At 64.0% G+C, this 20,530-nt stretch carries 22 protein-coding genes and 1 tRNA gene; 15 read left to right on the top strand and 8 right to left on the bottom strand.

Annotation, left to right across the window (positions count from 1 at the left end):
- From SE92_RS05635 to SE92_RS05605, 7 genes are all read left to right on the top strand, one after another.
- The coding region (locus SE92_RS05635; protein WP_063194844.1) for a YceD family protein at positions 1-481 on the top strand (481 nt) is incomplete at its 5' end.
- Between the two features lie 299 nt (positions 482-780).
- Positions 781-1,842 (top strand): phosphate acyltransferase PlsX, encoded by a 1,062-nt coding sequence (gene plsX, locus SE92_RS05630; protein WP_063194843.1) that lies wholly within the window; start codon positions 781-783, stop codon positions 1,840-1,842.
- Positions 1,839-2,819 (top strand): beta-ketoacyl-ACP synthase III, encoded by a 981-nt coding sequence (locus tag SE92_RS05625; protein ID WP_063194842.1) that lies wholly within the window; start codon positions 1,839-1,841, stop codon positions 2,817-2,819. The genes plsX and SE92_RS05625 overlap by 4 nt, the downstream gene beginning before the upstream one ends.
- Positions 2,820-2,953: 134 nt before the next feature.
- Positions 2,954-3,295 (top strand): integration host factor subunit alpha, encoded by a 342-nt coding sequence (locus SE92_RS05620; RefSeq protein ID WP_018456841.1) that lies wholly within the window; start codon positions 2,954-2,956, stop codon positions 3,293-3,295.
- 24 nt (positions 3,296-3,319) lie between these two features.
- Positions 3,320-3,898, top strand: coding sequence for a MerR family transcriptional regulator (locus SE92_RS05615; protein WP_063194841.1), 579 nt, complete (start codon positions 3,320-3,322; stop codon positions 3,896-3,898).
- 106 nt (positions 3,899-4,004) lie between these two features.
- Positions 4,005-4,082: transfer RNA gene (locus SE92_RS05610), tRNA-Pro, on the top strand.
- A 277-nt stretch (positions 4,083-4,359) separates the two neighbouring features.
- The gene (locus SE92_RS05605; RefSeq protein WP_063194840.1) at positions 4,360-5,436 is read left to right on the top strand and encodes a COG3904 family protein; all 1,077 of its coding nucleotides are present in this window, start codon (positions 4,360-4,362) and stop codon (positions 5,434-5,436) included.
- Between the two features lie 108 nt (positions 5,437-5,544).
- Here the strand turns inward: SE92_RS05605 and SE92_RS05600 are convergent, their stop codons facing one another.
- Positions 5,545-6,168 carry a TetR/AcrR family transcriptional regulator gene (locus tag SE92_RS05600; RefSeq protein ID WP_063194839.1) on the bottom strand — a complete coding sequence of 208 codons (624 nt, stop codon included), beginning with the start codon at positions 6,166-6,168 and terminating at the stop codon, positions 5,545-5,547.
- A 48-nt stretch (positions 6,169-6,216) separates the two neighbouring features.
- Positions 6,217-6,645, bottom strand: a complete 429-nt coding sequence (locus SE92_RS37045) for a hypothetical protein (protein WP_245324463.1) — start codon at positions 6,643-6,645, stop codon at positions 6,217-6,219.
- 46 nt (positions 6,646-6,691) lie between these two features.
- Between SE92_RS37045 and SE92_RS37040 the strand changes: the two genes are divergently transcribed.
- Positions 6,692-7,255: an alpha/beta hydrolase fold domain-containing protein gene (locus tag SE92_RS37040; protein WP_245324461.1), complete on the top strand. Its 564-nt coding sequence runs from the start codon at positions 6,692-6,694 to the stop codon at positions 7,253-7,255.
- A gap of 129 nt (positions 7,256-7,384) precedes the next feature.
- On the opposite strand, the gene SE92_RS05590 is transcribed toward SE92_RS37040, so the two are convergent.
- Positions 7,385-7,624, bottom strand: coding sequence for a hypothetical protein (locus SE92_RS05590; protein WP_063194838.1), 240 nt, complete (start codon positions 7,622-7,624; stop codon positions 7,385-7,387).
- A 384-nt stretch (positions 7,625-8,008) separates the two neighbouring features.
- Here SE92_RS05590 and SE92_RS05585 point away from each other — a divergent pair, with 384 nt between their 5' ends.
- Entirely contained in the window at positions 8,009-8,980 is a 972-nt protein-coding gene (locus SE92_RS05585; protein ID WP_063194837.1) for an SDR family NAD(P)-dependent oxidoreductase, read from the top strand.
- Between the two features lie 265 nt (positions 8,981-9,245).
- Complete coding sequence (locus SE92_RS05580) at positions 9,246-10,361, top strand: alpha/beta hydrolase family protein (protein WP_063194836.1); 1,116 nt, start codon at positions 9,246-9,248, stop codon at positions 10,359-10,361.
- A 16-nt stretch (positions 10,362-10,377) separates the two neighbouring features.
- Here the strand turns inward: SE92_RS05580 and SE92_RS05575 are convergent, their stop codons facing one another.
- Positions 10,378-10,884, bottom strand: coding sequence for a MarR family winged helix-turn-helix transcriptional regulator (locus SE92_RS05575; protein ID WP_063194835.1), 507 nt, complete (start codon positions 10,882-10,884; stop codon positions 10,378-10,380).
- 405 nt (positions 10,885-11,289) lie between these two features.
- Between SE92_RS05575 and SE92_RS05570 the strand changes: the two genes are divergently transcribed.
- Positions 11,290-12,840: a porin gene (locus SE92_RS05570; protein WP_063194834.1), complete on the top strand. Its 1,551-nt coding sequence runs from the start codon at positions 11,290-11,292 to the stop codon at positions 12,838-12,840.
- 283 nt (positions 12,841-13,123) lie between these two features.
- Here SE92_RS05570 and SE92_RS05565 read toward each other — a convergent pair whose 3' ends face one another.
- From SE92_RS05565 to SE92_RS05555, 3 genes are all read right to left on the bottom strand, one after another.
- Positions 13,124-13,597, bottom strand: a complete 474-nt coding sequence (locus SE92_RS05565) for a GcrA family cell cycle regulator (RefSeq protein ID WP_063194833.1) — start codon at positions 13,595-13,597, stop codon at positions 13,124-13,126.
- Between the two features lie 71 nt (positions 13,598-13,668).
- Entirely contained in the window at positions 13,669-13,866 is a 198-nt protein-coding gene (locus tag SE92_RS05560; protein ID WP_007603456.1) for a hypothetical protein, read from the bottom strand.
- 201 nt (positions 13,867-14,067) lie between these two features.
- Positions 14,068-15,009 carry an acetamidase/formamidase family protein gene (locus SE92_RS05555; protein WP_063194832.1) on the bottom strand — a complete coding sequence of 314 codons (942 nt, stop codon included), beginning with the start codon at positions 15,007-15,009 and terminating at the stop codon, positions 14,068-14,070.
- Between the two features lie 166 nt (positions 15,010-15,175).
- Between SE92_RS05555 and SE92_RS05550 the strand changes: the two genes are divergently transcribed.
- The 4 genes from SE92_RS05550 to SE92_RS05535 are packed head-to-tail and all read left to right on the top strand — an operon-like array spanning position 15,176 to position 19,150.
- The gene (locus SE92_RS05550; RefSeq protein ID WP_063194831.1) at positions 15,176-15,943 is read left to right on the top strand and encodes a YdcF family protein; all 768 of its coding nucleotides are present in this window, start codon (positions 15,176-15,178) and stop codon (positions 15,941-15,943) included.
- A gap of 55 nt (positions 15,944-15,998) precedes the next feature.
- Positions 15,999-16,781, top strand: coding sequence for a DUF169 domain-containing protein (locus SE92_RS05545; RefSeq protein ID WP_063194830.1), 783 nt, complete (start codon positions 15,999-16,001; stop codon positions 16,779-16,781).
- A 9-nt stretch (positions 16,782-16,790) separates the two neighbouring features.
- The gene (locus tag SE92_RS05540; RefSeq protein WP_063194829.1) at positions 16,791-17,969 is read left to right on the top strand and encodes a saccharopine dehydrogenase family protein; all 1,179 of its coding nucleotides are present in this window, start codon (positions 16,791-16,793) and stop codon (positions 17,967-17,969) included.
- Between the two features lie 5 nt (positions 17,970-17,974).
- Positions 17,975-19,150 carry a saccharopine dehydrogenase family protein gene (locus tag SE92_RS05535; protein WP_063194828.1) on the top strand — a complete coding sequence of 392 codons (1,176 nt, stop codon included), beginning with the start codon at positions 17,975-17,977 and terminating at the stop codon, positions 19,148-19,150.
- Between the two features lie 134 nt (positions 19,151-19,284).
- Here SE92_RS05535 and SE92_RS05530 read toward each other — a convergent pair whose 3' ends face one another.
- Positions 19,285-20,481 (bottom strand): FAD-dependent monooxygenase, encoded by a 1,197-nt coding sequence (locus tag SE92_RS05530; RefSeq protein WP_063194827.1) that lies wholly within the window; start codon positions 20,479-20,481, stop codon positions 19,285-19,287.
- Positions 20,482-20,530 lie beyond the last annotated feature (49 nt).

Below are 20,530 nucleotides of genomic sequence, written 5' to 3'. Positions count from 1 at the left end.
GCTCGAGGCCTCGGCCGCCGAGCGGCAGGCCATCGCTGAGGTGGGCGGCCTGCGGGAGGTGCTGTCCGTCCAGGCCGACCTCGACGTCGTGCCCAAGAGCGGCGGCCGGGTCCACGTCACGGGGCGCGTCCGCGCCCGGATTGGCCAGACCTGCGTGGTCACCCTCGATCCCATCGAGACCGAGATCGATGAGGCGGTGGAGCTGGTGTTTGCCCCCGAGGCCGAGGTTCGGAAGATGGCCGACCTGATCGAGGAGGGGCAGGACGACGAGGAGCCGGCGGAGGCGATCGATCCGCCGGAGCCGATCGTCAATGGCATCATCGACCTCGGACGGATCGCCACCGACGCCCTTTTCCTGGCGGTCGATCCCTACCCCCGCAAGGAGGGGGCCGTGTTCGAGGCGGAGGTCACCGCCCCCGATCCGGAGGACCATCCCTTTGCCGCGCTGAAGGCGCTCCAGGACAACAAGAAGGACCGCTAGCCGGCCCTTTCCGCGTCGATCGCCCTGCAAGGGTACGCGAGGCATTTGCCTCGATGGTTTCAAAGAGGTCTCTATCTAGCTGATTTCAGTGTATTTCCGGCAAATTTCCGGGTTCGCGGCCGGATCGCTCTGAAAGCAAAAGGCTGGGGGCAAGAGGTTGTTTCGGAGTAACAAAACGCTATTGTCGCGCCCCGGTCCGGGCGCGGCGTGGCGCCTGACCGGTCGCCATGTCCGTGGCGAACCCATTCTGCGGCCCCGCTCGTTCAAGACCGCACCAGATCAGGTTTTCCAGGACTTTTATGCCAAGCAAGGTTCGCATTGCGCTTGACGCCATGGGGGGCGACGCCGGCGCCGCCGTGGTCATTCCGGGCGCGGCCATCTCGCTTGGCAGGCATCGCGACACCGAATTCCTGCTGGTCGGCGATCGCGCCAAGATCGAGCCCGAGCTCGACCGGCACCCCCAGCTCAAGGCCGCCTCGAAGATCATCCATACCGACGTCGCCGTCAGCGGCTCGGACAAGCCGAGCCAAGCACTGCGGCGCGGCCGCAGGACCTCCTCGATGTGGCTGGCCATCGACGCGGTGAAGAAGGGCGATGCGGATGTCGCAGTTTCCGCCGGCAATACCGGCGCGCTGATGGCGATGTCGCGCTTCCATCTGCGCACGCTGAAGGGGATCGACCGCCCCGCGATCACGGGGATATGGCCGACCAAGCGTGGCGAATCCGTCGTGCTCGATCTCGGCGCCACCATCGGCGGCGATGCGCACCATCTGGTGTCGCTCGCGCTCATGGGGGCGGCCACGGCGAGCGTGCTGTTCGACAAGAAGCGGCCCACGGTCGGGCTCCTCAATATCGGCACCGAGGAGATCAAGGGGCACGAGGAGATTCGCGAGGCCGGCGAAATCCTGCGGGCGCGGAACCTGCCGGAGCTCGATTATATCGGCTTCGTCGAGGGCGACGGCATCGGCAAGGGCGTTGCCGACGTGATCGTGACCGAGGGTTATGCCGGTAACATCGCGCTCAAGGCCGCCGAGGGAACCGCCCGGCAGATGGCCGAATTGCTTCGCAACGAAATGAAACGGAGCTGGCTGTCCAAGCTCGGCTATCTCTTTGCCCGCGGCGCCTTCCAGGCCCTGCGCGACAAGATGGACCCGAACAAGTCCAATGGCGGCGTGTTCCTGGGATTGAACGGGATCGTGGTCAAGAGCCACGGCGGAACCAGCGCCGAAGGCTTTGCCTATGCGATCGATGTTGGCTATGAGATGGCTCACTACGATCTCCTGAACAAGATCAATCAGATGCTCAACCGCGAGGGCGGTGCACTCAATTCCGTGCAGGCCGCGCAGGAGGCTGTTTCGTGACTCAAATTCGTTCGGTCGTGCTCGGCTGCGGCTCCTATCTGCCGGAGCAGGTGGTGACCAACGCCCAATTGGCGGCGCGCATCGATACCTCCGACGAGTGGATCGTTCAGCGCACCGGCATTCGCGAGCGGCACATCGCGGCCGAGGGCGAGTTCACCTCGCATCTGGCGCTGAAGGCGGCGCAGGCCGCGCTCACCGACGCCGGCCTCGACGCGCAGTCGATCGACCTCATCGTGCTGGCGACCTCGACGCCGGACAACACCTTTCCCGCGACCGCCGTAGCCGTGCAGAACGGGCTCGGCATCAACCATGGCGCGGCCTTCGACCTGCAGGCGGTGTGCTCGGGCTTCGTGTTCGCGCTCGCCACCGCCGACAATTTCCTGCGCACCGGCGCCTTCAAGCGCGCGCTGGTGATCGGTGCGGAGACCTTCTCGCGCATCCTCGACTGGAACGACCGCGGCACTTGCGTGCTGTTCGGCGACGGTGCCGGCGCGGTCGTGCTGGAGGCGCAGGCGCAGCCGGGCAATGCCGCGACCGATCGCGGCGTCGTCACCACGCATCTGCGCTCCGACGGCCGCCACAAGGCAAAGCTGTTCGTCGACGGCGGGCCGTCCTCGACCCAGACCGTCGGTCATCTGCGCATGGAGGGCCGCGAGGTCTTCAAGCACGCAGTCGGCATGATCACCGACGTCATCGTCGATGCCTTCGAGGCGACCGGGCTCAATGCCGAGACCATCGACTGGTTCGTGCCGCACCAGGCCAACAAGCGAATCATCGACGCTTCCGCGCACAAGCTGCATATCGCGCCGGAGAAGGTGGTGCTGACGGTGGACCGTCACGGCAATACTTCGGCCGCTTCGATTCCGCTGGCGCTGGCGGTGGCGCGCAAGGACGGTCGCATCAAGCGCGGCGACATGGTTCTCATGGAGGCCATGGGCGGCGGCTTCACCTGGGGCTCGGCGATGGTGCGCTGGTAGAGCCACAGTCGATAAAATTTTGCCGGAATCAGCTGGGATTATCGATGCGCCTGCATTGATGAGCGCTGTTGACCGCCGTAACGTAAGCTCATAATTTCAGACAACAATTGTTCGCCGTGATGTGGGGCAGGGCGATGACCGATCAAAGTAAAACCGTAACGCGTGTCGATCTTTGCGAAGCCGTCTACCAGAAGGTGGGCCTGTCGCGCACGGAATCGTCCGCCTTCGTGGAACTCGTGCTGAAGGAGATCACCGACTGCCTGGAGAAGGGCGAGACGGTGAAATTGTCTTCGTTCGGGTCCTTCATGGTCCGCAAGAAGGGCCAGCGCATCGGTCGCAATCCGAAGACCGGCACCGAGGTGCCGATCTCGCCGCGCCGGGTCATGGTGTTCAAGCCGTCGGCGATCCTGAAGCAGCGGATCAACGCCCAGCACCGCACCAATGGCGATGCCAGCAAGGCTCAACCCGAGGCGTAACGCCTTTCGCGAAGGATTTGGCATTTGGACAAGGCGCCGGATGCGTTCCGAACCATCAGCGAAGTAGCGCAGGAACTCGACATTCCGCAGCACGTGCTGCGATTCTGGGAGACCCGGTTCTCCCAGATCAAGCCGATGAAGCGCAGCGGCGGCCGCCGCTATTACCGCCCCGACGACGTCGACCTGCTCAAGGGCATCCGCCGGCTGCTCTACGGCGAGGGCTACACCATCCGCGGCGTGCAGCGGATCCTCAAGGAGCACGGCGTCAAGTCGGTGCAGGGCCTCGCCGACAACGCGGCCGCGGTCTCCTTCGGCGCCATCGAGGACGCCATCGGTGCCAGCCTGATGGAGCCCGAGGACGAGGCGCCCATCAAGGGCGTCACGGATGCCGACGATGACGACTACCAGGGCGATGAGGAGGAAGGCATCGACTTCCGCTTCACCGAGGTCGACGACGAGGACATCCTCACCACCTTCCGCAAGAGCGGCACCCCCGCCGCACCCGCCCGGCCCAGCGCGCTGGACCGGGAACGCCTCGGGAAGGCGCTCGCCGACCTCGTCGCGTGCCGGGAGATGCTGGATCAGGCGCTGAACGAGGGGTAGGGCGGCTTCCACCGGTATTGCGGCCAGTTCCGGGTTTGGACGGCGCCACCAAAATGGTGTCGCTCGCCTTGCGCAAAGCGACGATCCTAGCTAATGGAACGACGTTCGGAGCGTGGCGCAGCCCGGTTAGCGCACTAGTCTGGGAGACTAGGGGTCGGAGGTTCAAATCCTCTCGCTCCGACCATTTTTTCTAAATCATTTGTCGGGCGGATTGACCGGGGCCGTAGGGCTCGCGCTGGCCAAAGGCCGCGTGCGCGACGGTCGGCAGTGGGTGGCTGCTGCGATGGTCGGCAAACCAAAATACCCGAAAACAACCCCATGCACAGTAGCGATGCCATTGATGGGATGTTGTTTTCCCGAAGCCATTTGCGGTGCGTCGGGACCGGCTTCTGCCAAAAGGTGTAGCGGCAGCATGTGGTCTCACGCTACGTTGAGCCATTCGATGCAGGAAATTGAATTCGATGGCGCAGCTTGCGAAAGCCATGGTGCGGCGAAAGATTTACGCGCTGGCTCTTTTATTGGCTTTTCAGTCAGGCTCGGCGGGTGCGCAATCGAACATGACTGTAAAGGGATTTCCGCCGGAGTTGCCCATTGAGATAGCGGGCAATCGTTGGTTCGTCTTTTTGGACGGAGACATCGATCCCGACGCACCCCAGCGGTTTGAGCGATATGTAACGCAGAATCGTATTCCCGACCGATCTATCGTCTACCTGAACTCACCCGGTGGAAGCTTGGCTGCGGGAATAGAACTTGGCCGCCTGTTCCGAAAATATGGTTTCTCCACCGACATCGGTCGGAAATCGCCATTCTCTCCAAAGCCCTTCGATATTGATGAGGGCGGCTGTTACAGCGCGTGCGCGTACGCCTATTTGGGCGGTCAGTTTAGGTATTTGAAGCAGGGGTCCCGATACGGCGTTCACCAATTCAAGTCGGTGCGAGCTGATGAGCGCATTGAAGGGACTGCTCAAGTCGTCTCCGCGCTGGCAGTAGAGTACATACGCTCCATGGATGTTGATCCAGATCTATTCACGTTTGGAGCCGCCGCGAGCCCTGACGGGATGCATGAAATCGACAAAGCGACTCTGGAACGGTTGAATGTCGTCAATAACGGGCGGACCCGACCTGTCTGGACGATCGAAAGTACGGATGGACAGCTCTATCTGAAAGGACAGCGAGAAACCGAGGAATCAGGAATAAACAAGTTCATCCTCTACTGCGAAAAACGCCGAGCAGTCTTGCTCGCAATCTTCGATGCTCTTCGCAGGGACAATGAGCTCATGAATATGGCAGCCCATTCTCTTCTGATCGATGGGCAAGTGTATCCACTGAGGCCCAATTCCAAGCGGATTCAAAACGGACTCTTCAACGTCGCATACACTCTATCACAAAAGGAGATTGTCGCCCTTCGAAAGGGAGAGAATGTCGGTGTGGCGATTCAGGCCGCGTCTGAGGCACCAATTTTCTTCGGGTTCGAGGGAATGAGCATGGGGAGCGGCAAGCCGAAGCTTATCGGCATACTCCATCAGTGCGCTCAGTAAGGTCTTCCCATTTTGCAGCCACCGCGGCGCTAGCTTCTCAGCGCGCTATGGAGCGCAGCCTATCCTTCCATTTTAGCAAGCTTGTCCAGGATTAGGGCATCGTTCCTCCTACCTCAAATACCCCACCACCAGCCTTGTCGTCTCGTCCACCAGCACCTTCACCACCTTCTCCGACAGCATCTCCGCCCCGTTCAGCACCGTGTTGTGCGCGACTGCCTCGATCGCGCTGACGCAGATGAAGGTCGCGACATCGAGGTCGACCTTGCGCATCTCCTTGCGGCGGCTTTCGAGATAGCTGCGCACTAAGGTGTGGACCTCACGGTTGAAGGCTTCGACGTCGGCGAGTTGGCCGGTGCGGGGGATCTGCTCGGCGAGCACGCGGTGCAGTTTCGGGTTGACGCGATGGGCTTCGATCGCGACGGTGACGAGTTTTCGCACCGCTTTGTCGATCGGGAGGTCGGCGACTTCCACGAGGGCGGCGCGGACGATGCCCATGATCTCCTCGTTGTGACGCTCGATCACGGCGGCGACGAGCGCCTCCTTGCTCGGGAAGTACTGGTAGAGCGAGCCGACGCTGACGCCGGCCACTTCCGCGATGCGGTTGGTGCTGGTCTTCTCGAAACCTTCGCGGACCAGAATGCGAGCGGTCGCCTCCAGCAGCGCGTCCACGGTGGCGCGCGATCGCGCCTGCAGGGCATTTTTCCGCGGCTTTGTCGGCGGCGTGCGCGCCATGGGCGTTACGATCCGAATGCGAGTAGGAAAAGCGAGCGAATGCTCGCATTATATCCGCCCATGGCGGCCTTTCGGCAAGCCTTCTGGTCGCCATATGATGCCGAGCCAGGTGGAGAACTGACCATGAGCGTCGCGAGGCTTGTGTCGGCCCTGCAGTTTTGTCCTGAGATGTGCGGATCGCGGAGCCGCGATCCCGCGCCGAGCCTGCAAAGCCGCGCCTTCAACCTGTTGCTGCGACAGCTTCCGTACAAGCAGCAGCTCGCCTCTGCCGAAGCCGTGCAGGCGCATGTGCAGAAGCTCGCCTTGCAGCCGGCCTCGTTCGAGCCGGCCGGGCTCGGTCGCGGCGTCGAGGCGATCCTGACCAGGATGGGCGGCTGGCCGGTCTATTACACCGCGCCGTCGTCGGGCCATGAAGGCTGCAACTACGTCATGTTCCTGCATGGCGGCGGTTTCATCAACGAGATCGTGCCGGCGCATTGGCGCTTCATCGGCGAGATGACGCGCAAGGCGCGCATCGTGCGTCGTGCCGATCTATCCGCTGGCGCCGCGCGCGACCGCTGGGGATGTCGTGCCGAGGACGGCCGAACTGCTGCGGATGCTGTTGGAAGACGCCGGCACCGCAAAGGTCACGGTGGTCGGCAATTCCGCCGGCGCCGGCCTCGCGCTCGCCGCGTGCCAATGGCTGCGCGATCGCGGCCATCGGCAGCCGGCCCGGCTGGTGCTGATCTCGCCGGCGGCCGATGCCTCTGTCAGCCGTCCGGAGCAAATGGAGATCGCCAAGCGCGATCCGATCCAGGACATTCCGGGCATCGTCGAGGCGGGACGGCTCTATGCCGGCGAGCTCGATGTCGGCCATCCCTTCGTCAGTCCGCTCAACGGCGCGTTCCGCTTCCTCGCGCCGATGACGATCTTCTCCGGCACGCGCGATCTGCTCTATCCCGACAGCGTCGATCTCGCGGCGCGGGCGAGGGCGGTGGGCGTGCCGGTGGAGCTGCATCTTCTGCGTGACCAGCCGCACAATTATGCGCTGATGCCGACGCCGGAGGGGCGGCAGGCGCGTGCGCTCATCATGCGCGCGGTGGCGTGATTGGAGAGGCGCGTGAGCATTGTCACAGAACGCGCCGTCATCATCGGACTGGCGCTACACGGCCCGTCGGAGGCGGCCTCCGGGGCGTTTCCTCGATCCGTAGTGTCGGATCAGTAGTTTTGCGGGGCCTTAGGCGTGGCCCTTGATCTCGTAATGGCCGGGCACGCATTTGTACCGATCCAGGCGCCAATTGGCGTGATAGATCGGATGCTCGCCCATCCATTTCGCAAGCGGTGCCTGTGCGCCGACCGCACATTGCATCATCGAAATCTCGGGCGTCATGTTGCTGTCGGTCACGATTTCCTCGACGCAACTGCCTGAGCTTGCTGCGCTAAGCCGGCAGAGCACGGCAACGACGGTCACGAACATTCCTGTCACCTCATCGGTAGTTTCAGACCACGACAAGGATGCAAGCGGAGTGCCAGAGCCTGTGACACGCAAACCACACGCTGGCCTGGCCGACTCGACCCAGCGTCCGGAGTCCATTTGACGATTCGGATTGTAAAAAATTTACCCATAAACCGAAGCCGGACAAATACGGGAACCGGAGGGCTATGTCCGATTGCGGGGTGTGGCTCGGAGGGGCAGCGGCGCGACGAAGCATCGGAATAGTCCATCCGCCGAAATAAGCGATGTCTGACACCGCGGCGTCCTGCTTTTACCTGCCGATGCAGCGCTGCTACATTTCGCGCGCGCGTCCCAAGCGGCGATGCGACGAAGAAACATACCGACAAGGGGAGGGACCGAAGTCCCATGAAGGATTTTGCTGGAAAGATCGCGGTCATCACCGGCGGCGGCACGGGAATGGGGCGCGAGCTCGCACGGCAGCTCGTGGCCGAGGGCTGCAATGTCGCGATGTGCGACGTCTCGGAGGCCGCGATGGCCGAGACCAAGCGGCTGTGCGAGGCCGAGAAGCTGCCGCAGGGCTTGCGCGTCACGACGCACGTCGCCGACGTCGCGATCGAGGATCATCTGAAGCGTTTTCGCGACGAGCTCGCCGAGCAGCAGAAGACGGACAAGATCCATCTGCTGTTCAACAATGCAGGCATCGGCGGCGGCGGCAGCTTGTTCACCAACACACGCGAGCAGTGGGAGCGCACCTTCAACATCTGCTGGGGCGGCGTCTATCTCGGCGTGCGCACCTTCCTGCCGATGCTGGTCGCCGCCGACGAGGCGCACATCGTCAACACCGCGAGCGTCAACGGCTTCTGGGCGTCGATCGGCATGGGCCAGGCTCACACCGCCTACAGCTCGGCCAAGTTCGCGGTGAAGGGATTCACCGAAGCGCTGATCAACGACCTCCGCCTGCACGCGCCGCACGTCAAATGCTCGGTGGTGATGCCCGGTCACATCGGCACCTCGATCGTCTCGAATTCGCGCAAGGTGCAGAGCGCCGATGGATCGGAGCGGCTGAGCCCCGACGAGGTCGCGCTGACGCGCAAACGCATGGTCGCGGCCGGCGTGCCGGGTGCTGACAAGATGTCGGACGAGGACATCCAGGCGGCATTCGCCGAGCGCGCCCGCAGCTTCCTCGAGGATGCGCCGACCACGGCGGCAGAGGCCGCGAAGATCATCCTCGACGGGGTCAAGGCGGAGCGCTGGCGCGTTCTGGTCGGCGAGGACGCCAAGCGGCTCGACGCTCGCGTGCGCGCGACGCCCGAGCAGGCCTATGACCGCGCCTTCTACGAAAGTTTTACGCAGGAGGTCGGCTGGCGACTCGGTTGAGACCGCCCGGCCGAGACCGGCGTCGAACCCGCGCGGATGTAGGTATGATGGTCATCATTTCAAGAGGTGAGCGTGTGATTTTCCGTGCCACCTCTTGCCAATCCCTCGGCTCCCCATGCCGGATTGGAATGCCATGCATGCGTCTCGGATCGTCGTTCAAGCGATGTTGATCTCGAACGCCTGTAACGCCGCGCGCGGCGTCTTGGTCGGGGGACTGAAATGGTTTAGTCAGTCAGGGGTAACGCGAGATAGAGCGTAGCACCCGATGATACCCGCATGCCTCTCCGACGACTGGATCCTTTGCCCGGAGCGAGAGGACATCTCCGCTGAATTCACGCGGCTGCTCACCGCGGCTCAGGAGGGCGGCGCCACGATCGCCGAATGCCTGATGATCGCGCGGCAGCTGAAGCGGGGCGACGACCGCTCCTGGCATCGCGAGTGGAAGCGGCTGGCGCAGGCCAACCGGCAGCGCGCCGAGGCCGCGTTCGCGGAAGGTCACATGGCGAGCGCACAGCGCAACTGGCTGCGCGCGATGAACTACTATGGTGCGGCGGCGATGCCGCTCGAGCCGGACGACGAGCGCCGCTGGGTTGCGGTGCTCGCGATGCAGGATTGCGCCCGCCGCTATCTTTCGGCGCGCAGCCCGGCAGGCGAGGTCGTGACGATCCCCTGGCTCGACGGGCACGCGTTGCAGGGCTACTTCCTCCCCGCGCCGTCGGGAAGTGGCCAGGCGCCGACCGTGATCTGCATCGGTGAGCCCGGCCACCGCAAGGAGGAGTTCCTGTTCAAGCTCGTGCCGCATGCGCGCGAGCGCGGGTTCTCGATGCTGGCGCTCGACCTGTTCGGCGACCAGCGCGACGACTTCATGGATGCGCTGGTGCGGCGGAGCGATCTCGAGAGCGCGATTCCCTGCGTGATGGACTATCTGGAAACGCGCGGCGACGTCGATTTCGCGCGAGTCGGAATCATCGCCGACGGTTGGGGCTCTTCGTTCGTGGCGCGTGCGGTGATGCAGGAGCCGCGGCTCGCCGCCGCCGTTTGCGACGGCGGCCTGTGGGACCTGCACGAGCGTGCCTTCTTTGCCAGCCGGTTCGCGATGAGCGACCTCAGTATCGTGCCGGTGCCGCATGCGCCGCTGATGGCCTCCAGCGCCGACTGTCCGGTGCTGATCACGCTCGGCGAGGACGGTTGGCTCAAGGCCGACCGGGCGCGTCAGATCGTCCAGAGCTCCCGGCTCGGCAGCTCGAATGTCATGTTGAAGGTGTTCACTGCGGCCGAGACCGGCGCGGCACAGTCCCATGCGGACAATCCGAGCCTTGCCAACGAATACATCTTCGACTGGCTCGAATCGCGGCTCGGCGCCGCCGCCCGGCGGATCTGAGCGCGGCGACCAAGCCCTAGAAGTCGAGCGAGATCCGGACGCAGGCCTTCTCGAGGCGATTCTTCAGCGTCGCGAGCTTGGCGGTGAATTCGGCCAACTCGTTCTCGTCGAACTCCTGGAACACGAATTCGCGGATCGTCTTGTACTGCTCGTTGAGGCTGGCGATGTGCTTCTGCGTCTTCTCGGCCAGCGACAACCGCACCACACGGGCGTCGGTCGGCGAGGGGCGGCGGCGCAACAGGCCCTTCTTCTCGAGCAGCTTGGACTGCGTGGTGATGAAGGACGGATCCACGTGAAGCAGCTTGGAGACGACGTTGACCGGGACGCCGTCGTCCTTGTCGAGGTCCGAGATCGCCATCAGAATCAGCCATTGCGGGCCGCTGATGCCGAGCGTCTTCGCCCAGAACTGACGCAATTCCTCCAGATGCATGTTGATCGACGATATCTCCCAGGTGAAGCGCCTGATGATATCCAGGTTGCCGATCGAGCGCATTCGCGCTCCTTCTTTCCTCGTCGCGGACACAGCGTCACTCCCGTGAACGATAGTTCAGGCCGGTGTTCGTGGAGGGCCATAGTCCACGCAAGCCTGCTCTGACGCAAGTGCAGAGCAGGGTAATTTCGTCATTAAAATTACAAAGATGATTTGCTCAGCGATTGTCCCGTGGACCTACGGTGTGGCGCGCGGAGCACACGTCGGGTGAAACCATAAAGCTGATCTAATAAACTATTTTGATTAGCGAACGGCGCACTGCATATTGTTCCCCGACGGTGGGGGGTACTCGATCGTCCCGTTGCAGGTGGTTCGCTCACGTTCCTCGCGTCGACAAGCGGGGGTGTCCGAAAGCGGCCGAGCGGATTGATAGAGACGGGGATCTTGGGGGGCCTCACGGTCCGATCTCCGTAAAATGAGCAACTTGGAGGTTTTAAGATGAAAGTGGTGAAGAGCCTTTTGCTCGGCACTGCGGCGGGTCTGATCGCCGTCGGTGGAGCCCAGGCGGCCGATCTTCCGGTCAAGGCCAAGGCGGTCGAGTACGTCAAGATCTGTTCGCTGTACGGCGCGGGCTTCTACTACATCCCGGGCAGCGACACCTGCATCAAGCTCGGCGGCTATGTGCGTGCCGAAGTGGCGCTCAACGCCGGCGGCAATTACAGCGCCCAGTACAACGGCGTGTTCGCGGCCAACAACCGCCTGACCAACTACTACTCGATGCGCGCTCGTGAAGACCTCAACATCGACACGCGCACCGCGACCGAGTACGGCGTGGTCCGCACCTATTTCGATGCGGTCTTCACCTGGACCACGGGCAACTACGGCGGAACCGGTTCGGGCACCGGTGCGACCCAGTACAGCGGCACGGTCGGCATCAACGCGGCCGGCACCGGCCTCACCGGCTCGACCAACATCAACGGCACCGACGGCAACCTCTCCGGCGGTGCGCTCGGCGTCTACTACGCCTTCATCCAGTTCGCCGGCTTCACCATGGGTAAGGCCGTGTCGCAGTTCGACGCGCCCTGGATCAACTATCCCGGCAACAATTTCGACCAACTCGTCGGCGGCAGCGGCACCACCAACGGCGTGACGCAGTTCACCTACACCGCCGATTTCGGCCAGGGCATCACGGCTGCATTCTCGGCGCAGGACCAGACGCAGGTGTTCCAGACCAACGTCTGGAACACGGCCGGCATGTCCACCACCGGCGTTCTCGGCGGTGCCTATGGCTCGAACGACCTCGGCGGGACTCGCGCGCCCGATCTCGTTGCCATGGTTCGTGTCGACCAGGCCTGGGGCGTGTTCCAGGCGTCGGTCGCAGCTCACGACAACCATGTCGCCTATTACGGTGCGACCGAAACCACCGGTCATCCCGAAGACAAGTGGGGCTGGGCCGTTCAGCTCGCGCTCGGCATCAAGAACATTCCGACCGGCGCAGGCGACGTGATCAACATCTCGGGCGTCTACACCGAGGGCGCGAGCCGCTACAACTTCCAGGAGCTGGCCGCGACCAGCTACTCGATGTTCGGCAGCTCGAACGCCGCCTATCAGAGCATCGGCTTCGCCGGCGTGTCTGACGCGGTGTTCGCGCCGGGCGGCAGCCTCGAGCTGACCAAGACCTACGGCTTCCGGGGTGCCTACACCCACAACTGGAGCCCGTACTGGAACACGGCGCTCTACGGCGCCTGGGCTGCGGTCAACTACAACGGCACCGCGAAGGGCTTGATCTGCGGCAGCGCGGCGTTCGCCACCCTGACCGGCACCTGCAACCCGGACTTCAACATCGGCCAGGTCGGCGTCATCACCCGCTGGACCCCCGTGAAGAACCTGACCTTCTCGGCTGACTTCACCTACAGCCACCTCGATCAGAAGTATTCCGGTACGATGACGACCGGAGCGCTGACGGGCGTCGCCAAGCCGGCGGCGACCTACGAGCTGAAGGACCAGGACACCTACAGCCTGCTGCTGCGCGCCCAGCGCAACTGGTAAGCTCTCGGGTTCTTCGATGCGACACAGCCCCGGCGGGATACCGCCGGGGCTTTTTTTGCGAGGGCGTTCGGACATCCCGATGGCCCGTGCAGTGGACGAAGACGAGCCATGCGATTCAATCGCCTCAAATTAATTTACTTACATGAGTTACTAAGCTATATAGCTCCAAGCCAAATACGAAAGTTGCGGCTCTTAGCTTCACGCTAAGCCTCCAGAAACCTCCGGCGATGCCCCGCCGGAGGTTTTTCGTTTTGGAATGCTGCCCGGCTCGTCGCGCAACGATCTAGCCGCGCATCACGCGGGCGCGCGCGTTCGGCCGGTAGGCGAGGCGGCTGTGGCCGGCGCAATAGGACTGGCCGTCGGGCGCGGAGTTGCCGCAGAAGCAGAAATCCTCGGCGCCCGGCGTCGAGATCGGCCAGCGGCAGCGGTTCTCGGCAAGCTCCAGCAGCGAGCAGCGATTGGCGTCGTCGATCGGACCCGTCACCGCGGGGACGTCGGCATCGCCGTAGATCGTGGCGAGCATCTCGTATTGCAGCCGCGGCACGGCCCGCGCCGCGCGCGCCAGGCTCCGGTCCTGAACCTTGCGATCGTCGTTCGTCCTGCCGCGCGTCAGATTGAGACGAGACAGCTTGCCGATCACGGCGTTGCGGCTGACGCCGATGTCGGCGGCGATCTCGCGGCAGGAGAGGCCGGCCTCGAAGTGCTGCTTCAGAAGTTCAATTCGCTCGTCGGTCCAGGTGGGTGAGAGAACAGGCATGTGTAACGGTCCCAGGTTGCAGATGTCGGCCATCCGCATCGAGATCCGTCCGCATCACGCACCGCGTGCGTTCACGTCCTGCCATTGTCGCGGATCGACAAAAGCCCGTCCTTGATGGCGAGACGGATGCCTTCCTCGATCAGGGTGCGTGCAACGCCGGGAACGCTGGTGCCGTGGGTGCCCTGTCTCACCAACTTCTCCAGGTAGGTGATGGTCGAGAGCGCCAAGGTTACGGGAATGCGGTCAGTCTCGGCTTTTTCGGTGGCCATGGTCCGAACGCTAGCCTCATACTCAGGTACATAAAAGTAACGATTAAGACTCTATTTAGGTTCAGGGGTGGAAGTCAAATGGAGCCTGAGCTTGACGCTCAGCGTGTTGGAATCGCACGGAAAATTGGACACGACGGAGCCCGCCGCGCGGCAGACCGGGCGGCATCGGGGCGTCAGCAGGTCGGGAAGGGGCGGCCGAGTTCAGCCGTGCACGATGGCCTTTTCGATCATGCAATGGATGCCCTTGGAGCCGTTGACGGTCTGGGTCACCCTGAGATCAGCGGCGAGGCTGCACAGCGTGTAGGCATCCTCGCGCGACAGGTTTCGCGTCTCGCCGAGCAACGCGATCATGTCGCGCAACGCGCGCACCACGCATTGGTCGAGATCGGGGTCCATCGCCATGGTCATGTAGTGGGTCGCCGTCTCGGCGCGGGGATAGTCGAACTTGAGGTCCTTGCGCAGCGTCAGGCGGAAGCGGCCCTGCAGCGCGGTCTCGATCGCGGTGACGCAGACCTCGCCATCGCCTTGCACGCCATGGCCGTCGCCGCAGGAGAACATCGCGCCCGGCACGAAGACCGGCAAATACAGTGTCGCGCCGGCGCCCAGCTCCTTGTTGTCGAGATTGCCGCCCATCGCGCGCGGAATCAGCGAGGAGATGCGGCCCCAGCTCGGGGGCGGCGATACGCCCATCACGCCGAAGAACGGCTTGAGCGGCAGGTCGAGGCCCCACGGCATCCGGCCGACCATCCGGGTCCGGTCGAGCGGGATGTTGAGGATGCGCGTCTCGTGGAAATCTTCGGGCAGGGTGCCGGACAGCGGCTTGATCATGTTCCAGCCCCAATCCTGCCGGAGCTGAACGTCGAGGATCTCGACCGCGAGCACGTCGCCGGGCTCGGCGCCTTCGACGGCGATCGGGCCGGTGAGGATGTGGCCGGGCAGCATGCGCTCGTTCTTGGCATGAACCTCGTGCATCTCGGGCGGAATGTGAAACTTGTCGCGGTCGGGCAGCATGTCCGGGCCGCCGCTGATGGTGTCGACCGTCACCTCATCGCCGCTGGCAATGGTGAGGACGGGCTTGAGCGCGGCTTCGAAGAAGCCCCAATGGCAGGTTTTGGGGCTGGAATGCAGGTGGTGATGGGCCATGTGACGCGTCCGGTCGCTTTCATCAGGCCGGGCTTGACCCGGCGATCGATCCTCTTTCAAGAAGATTTCGAGGATCGCCGGGCAGGTCAAGCCCCGCGCGGACTGGCAAGATCATTCCAGCGAGGCTCCCCTGTTCTTCTTTCTGTCCAAGACCATCGGCACCGCGCTGCTGCCGATCAACCTTCTGGTCGAGCTCGGCATCCTGTCGCTGGTGCTGATGGCGACGCGCTTTGCCGCGCTCGGCCGCAAGCTGGCCGCGACCACGCTGGTGCTGCTGGCGCTGGCGGCGTTCTCGCCGCTCGGCAATCTCCTGATCTATCCCTTGGAATCGCGCTTTCCGGCGTGGGACGCCGCGCGCGGCGCGCCCGACGGCATCATCGTGCTCGGCGGTTCGGTCGACACTGATCTGTCGGCGGCGCATCGCACGCCCGTCGTCGCGCACGCCGCCGATCGCCTGTTCGCGCCGGCCGAGCTCGCGCGCCGCTATCCGAATGCGCGCATCGTGTTCACCGGGGGCAGCGCCAACATCGTCTCCAACGACGCCAGGGAAGCCGACTACTCCGCGCCGATCCTGGAAAATCTCGGCATACCGAAGGACCGCCTGATCCTCGAACGCAATTCCCGCAACACCTGGGAGAATGCAATCTTCACCAAGGAGCTGGTGACGCCGAAGCCGGGCGAGCGCTGGCTGCTGGTGACGTCGGCCTTCCACATGCCGCGCTCGATGGGAATCTTCCGCAAGGCCGGATTCGACGTCGAGGCCTATCCGGTGGACTGGCGAATGGGCGGACGGGACGATCTGTTTTCCTTCACCAACATGGGGGCGGACGGTCTCGGCCGAACCGAAGTTGCGGTGCGCGAGTGGATCGGCCTCGTCGCCTACCGTTTGATGGGCCGGACCGGCGAGTTGCTTCCAGGCCCCACCAAGGACTAGAACGAGGACGCAAAACAAGAACACGCGGCGCGCGATCGCCGGGCTGGAGGACGCCATGCAACAGCAGAATGCAGACAGCATCGATCTCGCCGGCCTCGTCGCCGATCTCAACAGCCTGTTGCGGCTGAAGACGAATGTGATCGGCATGAAGCTGTTCGCGCAAGCGGCCGAGATGGAGGCGATCCCGAAGATCCGGCGGCCAAATGCGATCCACACCACTGATCAGATCGTTTCGATGGCCGCGCGTCTCGGCTGGACCGTCGGCATCACCGCGGACGATCTCGTTGGCGCGCAATGCCGCGCGGTGATCGGCCTTGCGCCGCAGGACGAGACATGGCTCGCCGGCGAAAATTACGTCGGGGTCTGGCACGGCACGGCGGAGGACGCGCGCAAGCGCCAGGAGGCGCTGGACGTGGTTCCGTTCGGACACTATCAGGCGCTCGCTGTCAGCCCGCTCGCGAGCGGCCGGCTCGATCCGCCCGACATCTGCCTCGTCTATGCGACGCCCGGGCAGATGATCATCCTGATCAACGGGCTGCAATATACCGGCTACAAGAAGTTCGAATGGGGCGTGGTCGGCGAGACCGCCTGCGCGGATTCCTGGGGGCGGGCGCTCAAGACCGGCGAGCCCAGCCTGTCCTTGCCATGCTATGCCGAACGGCGCTATGGCGGCGTGCCGGACGAGGAGATGCTGATGGCCTTGAAGCCTTCGCATCTCGCCAAGGCGGTTCTGGGCATGAAGGCGCTGGCCAAGAACGGTCTGCGCTATCCCATTCCGCCCTATGGCATTCAAAGCGACGTCCGTGCCGGCATGGGCGTGAGTTACGCAAAGAAGTAAAGGCCCACCATGAGCTCTGCGAAATTCGATATCGTCGTCTATGGCGCGACCGGTTTTACCGGCCAGCTCGTCGCCGAGTATCTGACGAGGCAATACAAGACCGACAATTCGCTCAAATGGGCGATGGCAGGCCGCAGCCTCGGCAAGCTCAAATCGGTCCGCGATGCGATCGGCGCGCCCGGGAATACGCCGCTGATCGTTGCGGATGCGTCGGACGCAGCCTCGCTGAAGGCGATGGCGGAGCAGACCATGTCGGTGATCACGACGGTCGGTCCGTATCAGCTCTACGGCGAGGAATTGTTGGCTGCCTGCGTCGCCACCGGCACGGATTATTTCGATCTCTGCGGTGAGCCGATCTGGATGCGGCAGATGATCGAGAAGTACGAGGTGGCCGCGAAAGAGAGCGGCGCGCGCATCGTGTTCTCCTGCGGCTTCGATTCCGTGCCGTTCGAGCTCGGGACCTTCTTCGTGCAGGAAGAGGCCAAGCGCGTGTTCGGCGCGCCCGCCGCGCGCGTGAAGGGCCGCGTGCGCGACATGCGCGGCACGCTCTCGGGCGGCACCGCGGCGAGCGCGAAGGCGACCTTCGACGCCGTCGCCAAGGACATCAGCCTGATCGCGATCCTGAACGATCCGTTCGCGCTGACGCCGGGCTTCACCGGCCCGAAACAGCCTAAGGGCAACAGGCCGGTTCTCGAGGAGGACCTGCAATCCTGGGCAGCGCCGTTCATGATGGCGCTGATCAACACGCGCAACGTCCATCGCTCCAACATGCTGATGGGCTTTCCGTACGGCCAGGACTTCGTCTACGACGAGATGGTTCTGACCGGTCCCGGAGAGAAGGGGGAGGCCAACGCCAAGCGCGTGATGGCCGCCAATTCCGAGAAGACCGGCCCGAACGCGCCGAAGCCGGGCGAGGGGCCGTCGAAGGAAGAGCGGGAGAACGGCCGCTTCGACCTGCTCTATGTCGCGATCGCGCCCGATGGCCGCATGGTCCGCGCCGGCGTCACCGGGGACCGCGATCCCGGCTACGGCTCGACGTCGAAGATGATCTCCGAATGCGCGATGTGCATGCTGCGCGACACCACGGACGTCGCCGCCGGCTTCTGGACGCCGGGCGCAGCGATGCAACACAAGCTCATCAAGCGGCTGCGGGACAATGCGGGGCTGACGTTCAACGTGGAAGCGTAAGGTCGGTGTCCACGAAGATCGACATCGTCGTCTACGGCGCGACCGGCTACACCGGCCAACTCGTTGCCGAATATCTCGCGGCGAACTACGTCGGTGACGGCGCGCCGATTTGGGCGATGGCGGGGCGCAACAGGGACAAGCTCGCCTCGGTTCGCGATGCTATCGGTGCGCCCAAGGATACGCGGCTCATCGTCGCAGACGCATCCGATCCCGCCTCGCTGCGCGCGATGGTCGATCAGGCGAGACTGGTCGTCACCACCGTCGGTCCGTACCAGCTTTACGGGTCCGACCTGCTTGCCGCCTGCGTCGCATCGGGGACCGATTACATGGATCTCTGCGGCGAGCCGCTCTGGCTGAAGCAGATGATCGACCGGCACGAGGCGGCAGCCAAGGCGAGCGGCGCGCGCATCCTGTTCTCGTGCGGGTTCGATTCCATTCCGTTCGAGCTCGGCGCGTTCTTCGTGCAGGAGGAAGCAAGGCGCGTGTTCGGCGCCCCGGTGTCCCGCGTCAAGGGGCGCGTCCGCGATCTCAGCTGGAAGTTCTCCGGCGGCACCTCGGCGAGCGCAAGGCTCACTTTCGCGGCGGTGGCGCAGGATCTCAGCCTGGTCTCGATCCTCAGGGATCCCTTTGCGTTCACTCCGGGATTCGAGGGGCTGAAGCAGCCGCGCGGCAATAAGCCTGTTTTCGAGGAGGACCTGCAATCCTGGTCGGCGCCGTTCGCGATGGCGACGCTCAACACGCGCAACGTCCATCGCTCCAACATGCTGATGGGATTCCCGTATGGCCGCGACTTCGTCTATGACGAGATGGTGCTGACGGGCGCAGGCGAGCAAGGGCAGGCCAATGCCAAGCTCGTCATGGCCGCCAACAGCGAGAAGACCGGCCCCGAAGCGCTGAGGCCCGGCGAGGGACCATCGAAAGAGGAGCGCGACAACGGTCGTTACGACCTGCTCTATGTCGCGATCGCGCCCGACGGCCGTCAGGTTCGCGCTTCGGTGAAGGGCGATCTCGATCCCGGTTATGCCTCGACGGCGAAGATCATCTCCGAATGCGCGATTTGCCTGCTGCGCGACACGCCGGACGTTCCACCCGGTCTCTGGACCCCGGGCGCAGCGATGCAGCACAGATTGATCAAGCGGCTGGTCGAGAACGCCGGGCTGAGGTTCGAGGTGGAGGGGTAGGTGGCCGCTTCACAGACGCTGTCATGCCCCGCGAAGGCGGGGCATCCAGTACGCTGCGGCCTCTCAGTTCAATCACTGCCGTCTCTGGAATACTGGATCGCCCGCCTTCGCGGGCGATGACACCGAGGTTGCCGCTACACCGCCCGCGCATCATACGCGTACATGAAATCCATGCCCTTGGCGCCGAGCGGCAGCAGCCATTTCAGCATCTGATTTCTGACCCACGCGCCGGCGGCGTTGAACTCGCGCTTGTTGTTGCCGTTGCGGCGGGCGATGGCGACGATCTTTTCCGTGCGCGGACGACGCTCGGTCTCGAAGGCCTGGAAGGTGGCGCCGAGCTCCTGGCCTTCCTGCATCAGGCGCGCGAGCCGCATCGCATCTTCGAGCGCGAGCGAGGCGCCCTGGCCGGCATGGGGGCTGGTCGCATGCGCGGCATCGCCGATCAGCAGCGAGCGCTTGCGCGACCAGACCGGCAAGGTCGCGACGTCGAGCGTGTCGGTGACGACGATGTTCTCGGCGGCGTCGATGATGGCGGGGATCGGATCGTGCCAGCCGCGGTGGAAGCCGCGCAGATGCTGTTTCAGCGTCGCCGGATCGAGCGCGCGAAACATCGCCGCGTCCATGCCGTGCGCGGGCTGGGTGCTCCACCACATCACGCCGTCGTTCGGGTCCGGGCTGCAATAACCGTAGCCGAAGAAGCCGCTCCGGCCGAAGGTGGTCTCGACGTTGCGGCCGATGGATCTGCCGTCGAGGATGGCGTGCGGCACGAAGCCGCCGAAGCCGATCAGGCCGGTGTCGAACGGCTGCGGACCGTCCAGCACCACTTGGCGGCGCGTCACGGAATGCACGCCGTCGGCACCGATCAGGAAGTCGCCTTCGGCGGTGCTGCCGTCGGAGAAGTACGCGATGATCGGCTGGTCGCCGCGGTCCTCGATCTTGATCAGGCGTTTCTCGAAATACAGCGAGACGCAGGCGCACCAGGCCTTGTCGATCAGGATTTCGTTCAGCGTGGCGCGGGAAATGTTCACCGCGGGCTGGCCGAACCGCCGCGCCATGTCGCGGTTGATCGAGCCGAGCTTCTGGCCGCCCTGCGAATAGAAGTCGAAGGACTCCGCGACCGAGCCACGGCTGATCACCTCGTTCGCCAGCCCGATCTCGTCCATCACCTGCATGCCGTTCGGCGCGATCTGAAGGCCGCCGCCGATGCCCTTCGCATAGGGCCAGGCCTCGTAGATCGCAGACTCGATGCCGGCGCGGCGCAGCAGGATCGCGGCCACGGGCCCGGCAATGCCGGCGCCGATGATCAGGGCCTTGCGGGGACGGTAGGACATGGCTTGCTCCCGACGTTTCCGTGGTGCTAGGAGAAATTACGGTCGCTAA

The sequence above is a fragment of the Bradyrhizobium sp. AT1 genome, assembly GCF_001590795.1.
In the GTDB taxonomy this organism is placed as follows: Bacteria; Pseudomonadota; Alphaproteobacteria; order Rhizobiales; family Xanthobacteraceae; genus Bradyrhizobium.
This window is presented reverse-complemented; position numbering and strand designations above follow the sequence as displayed.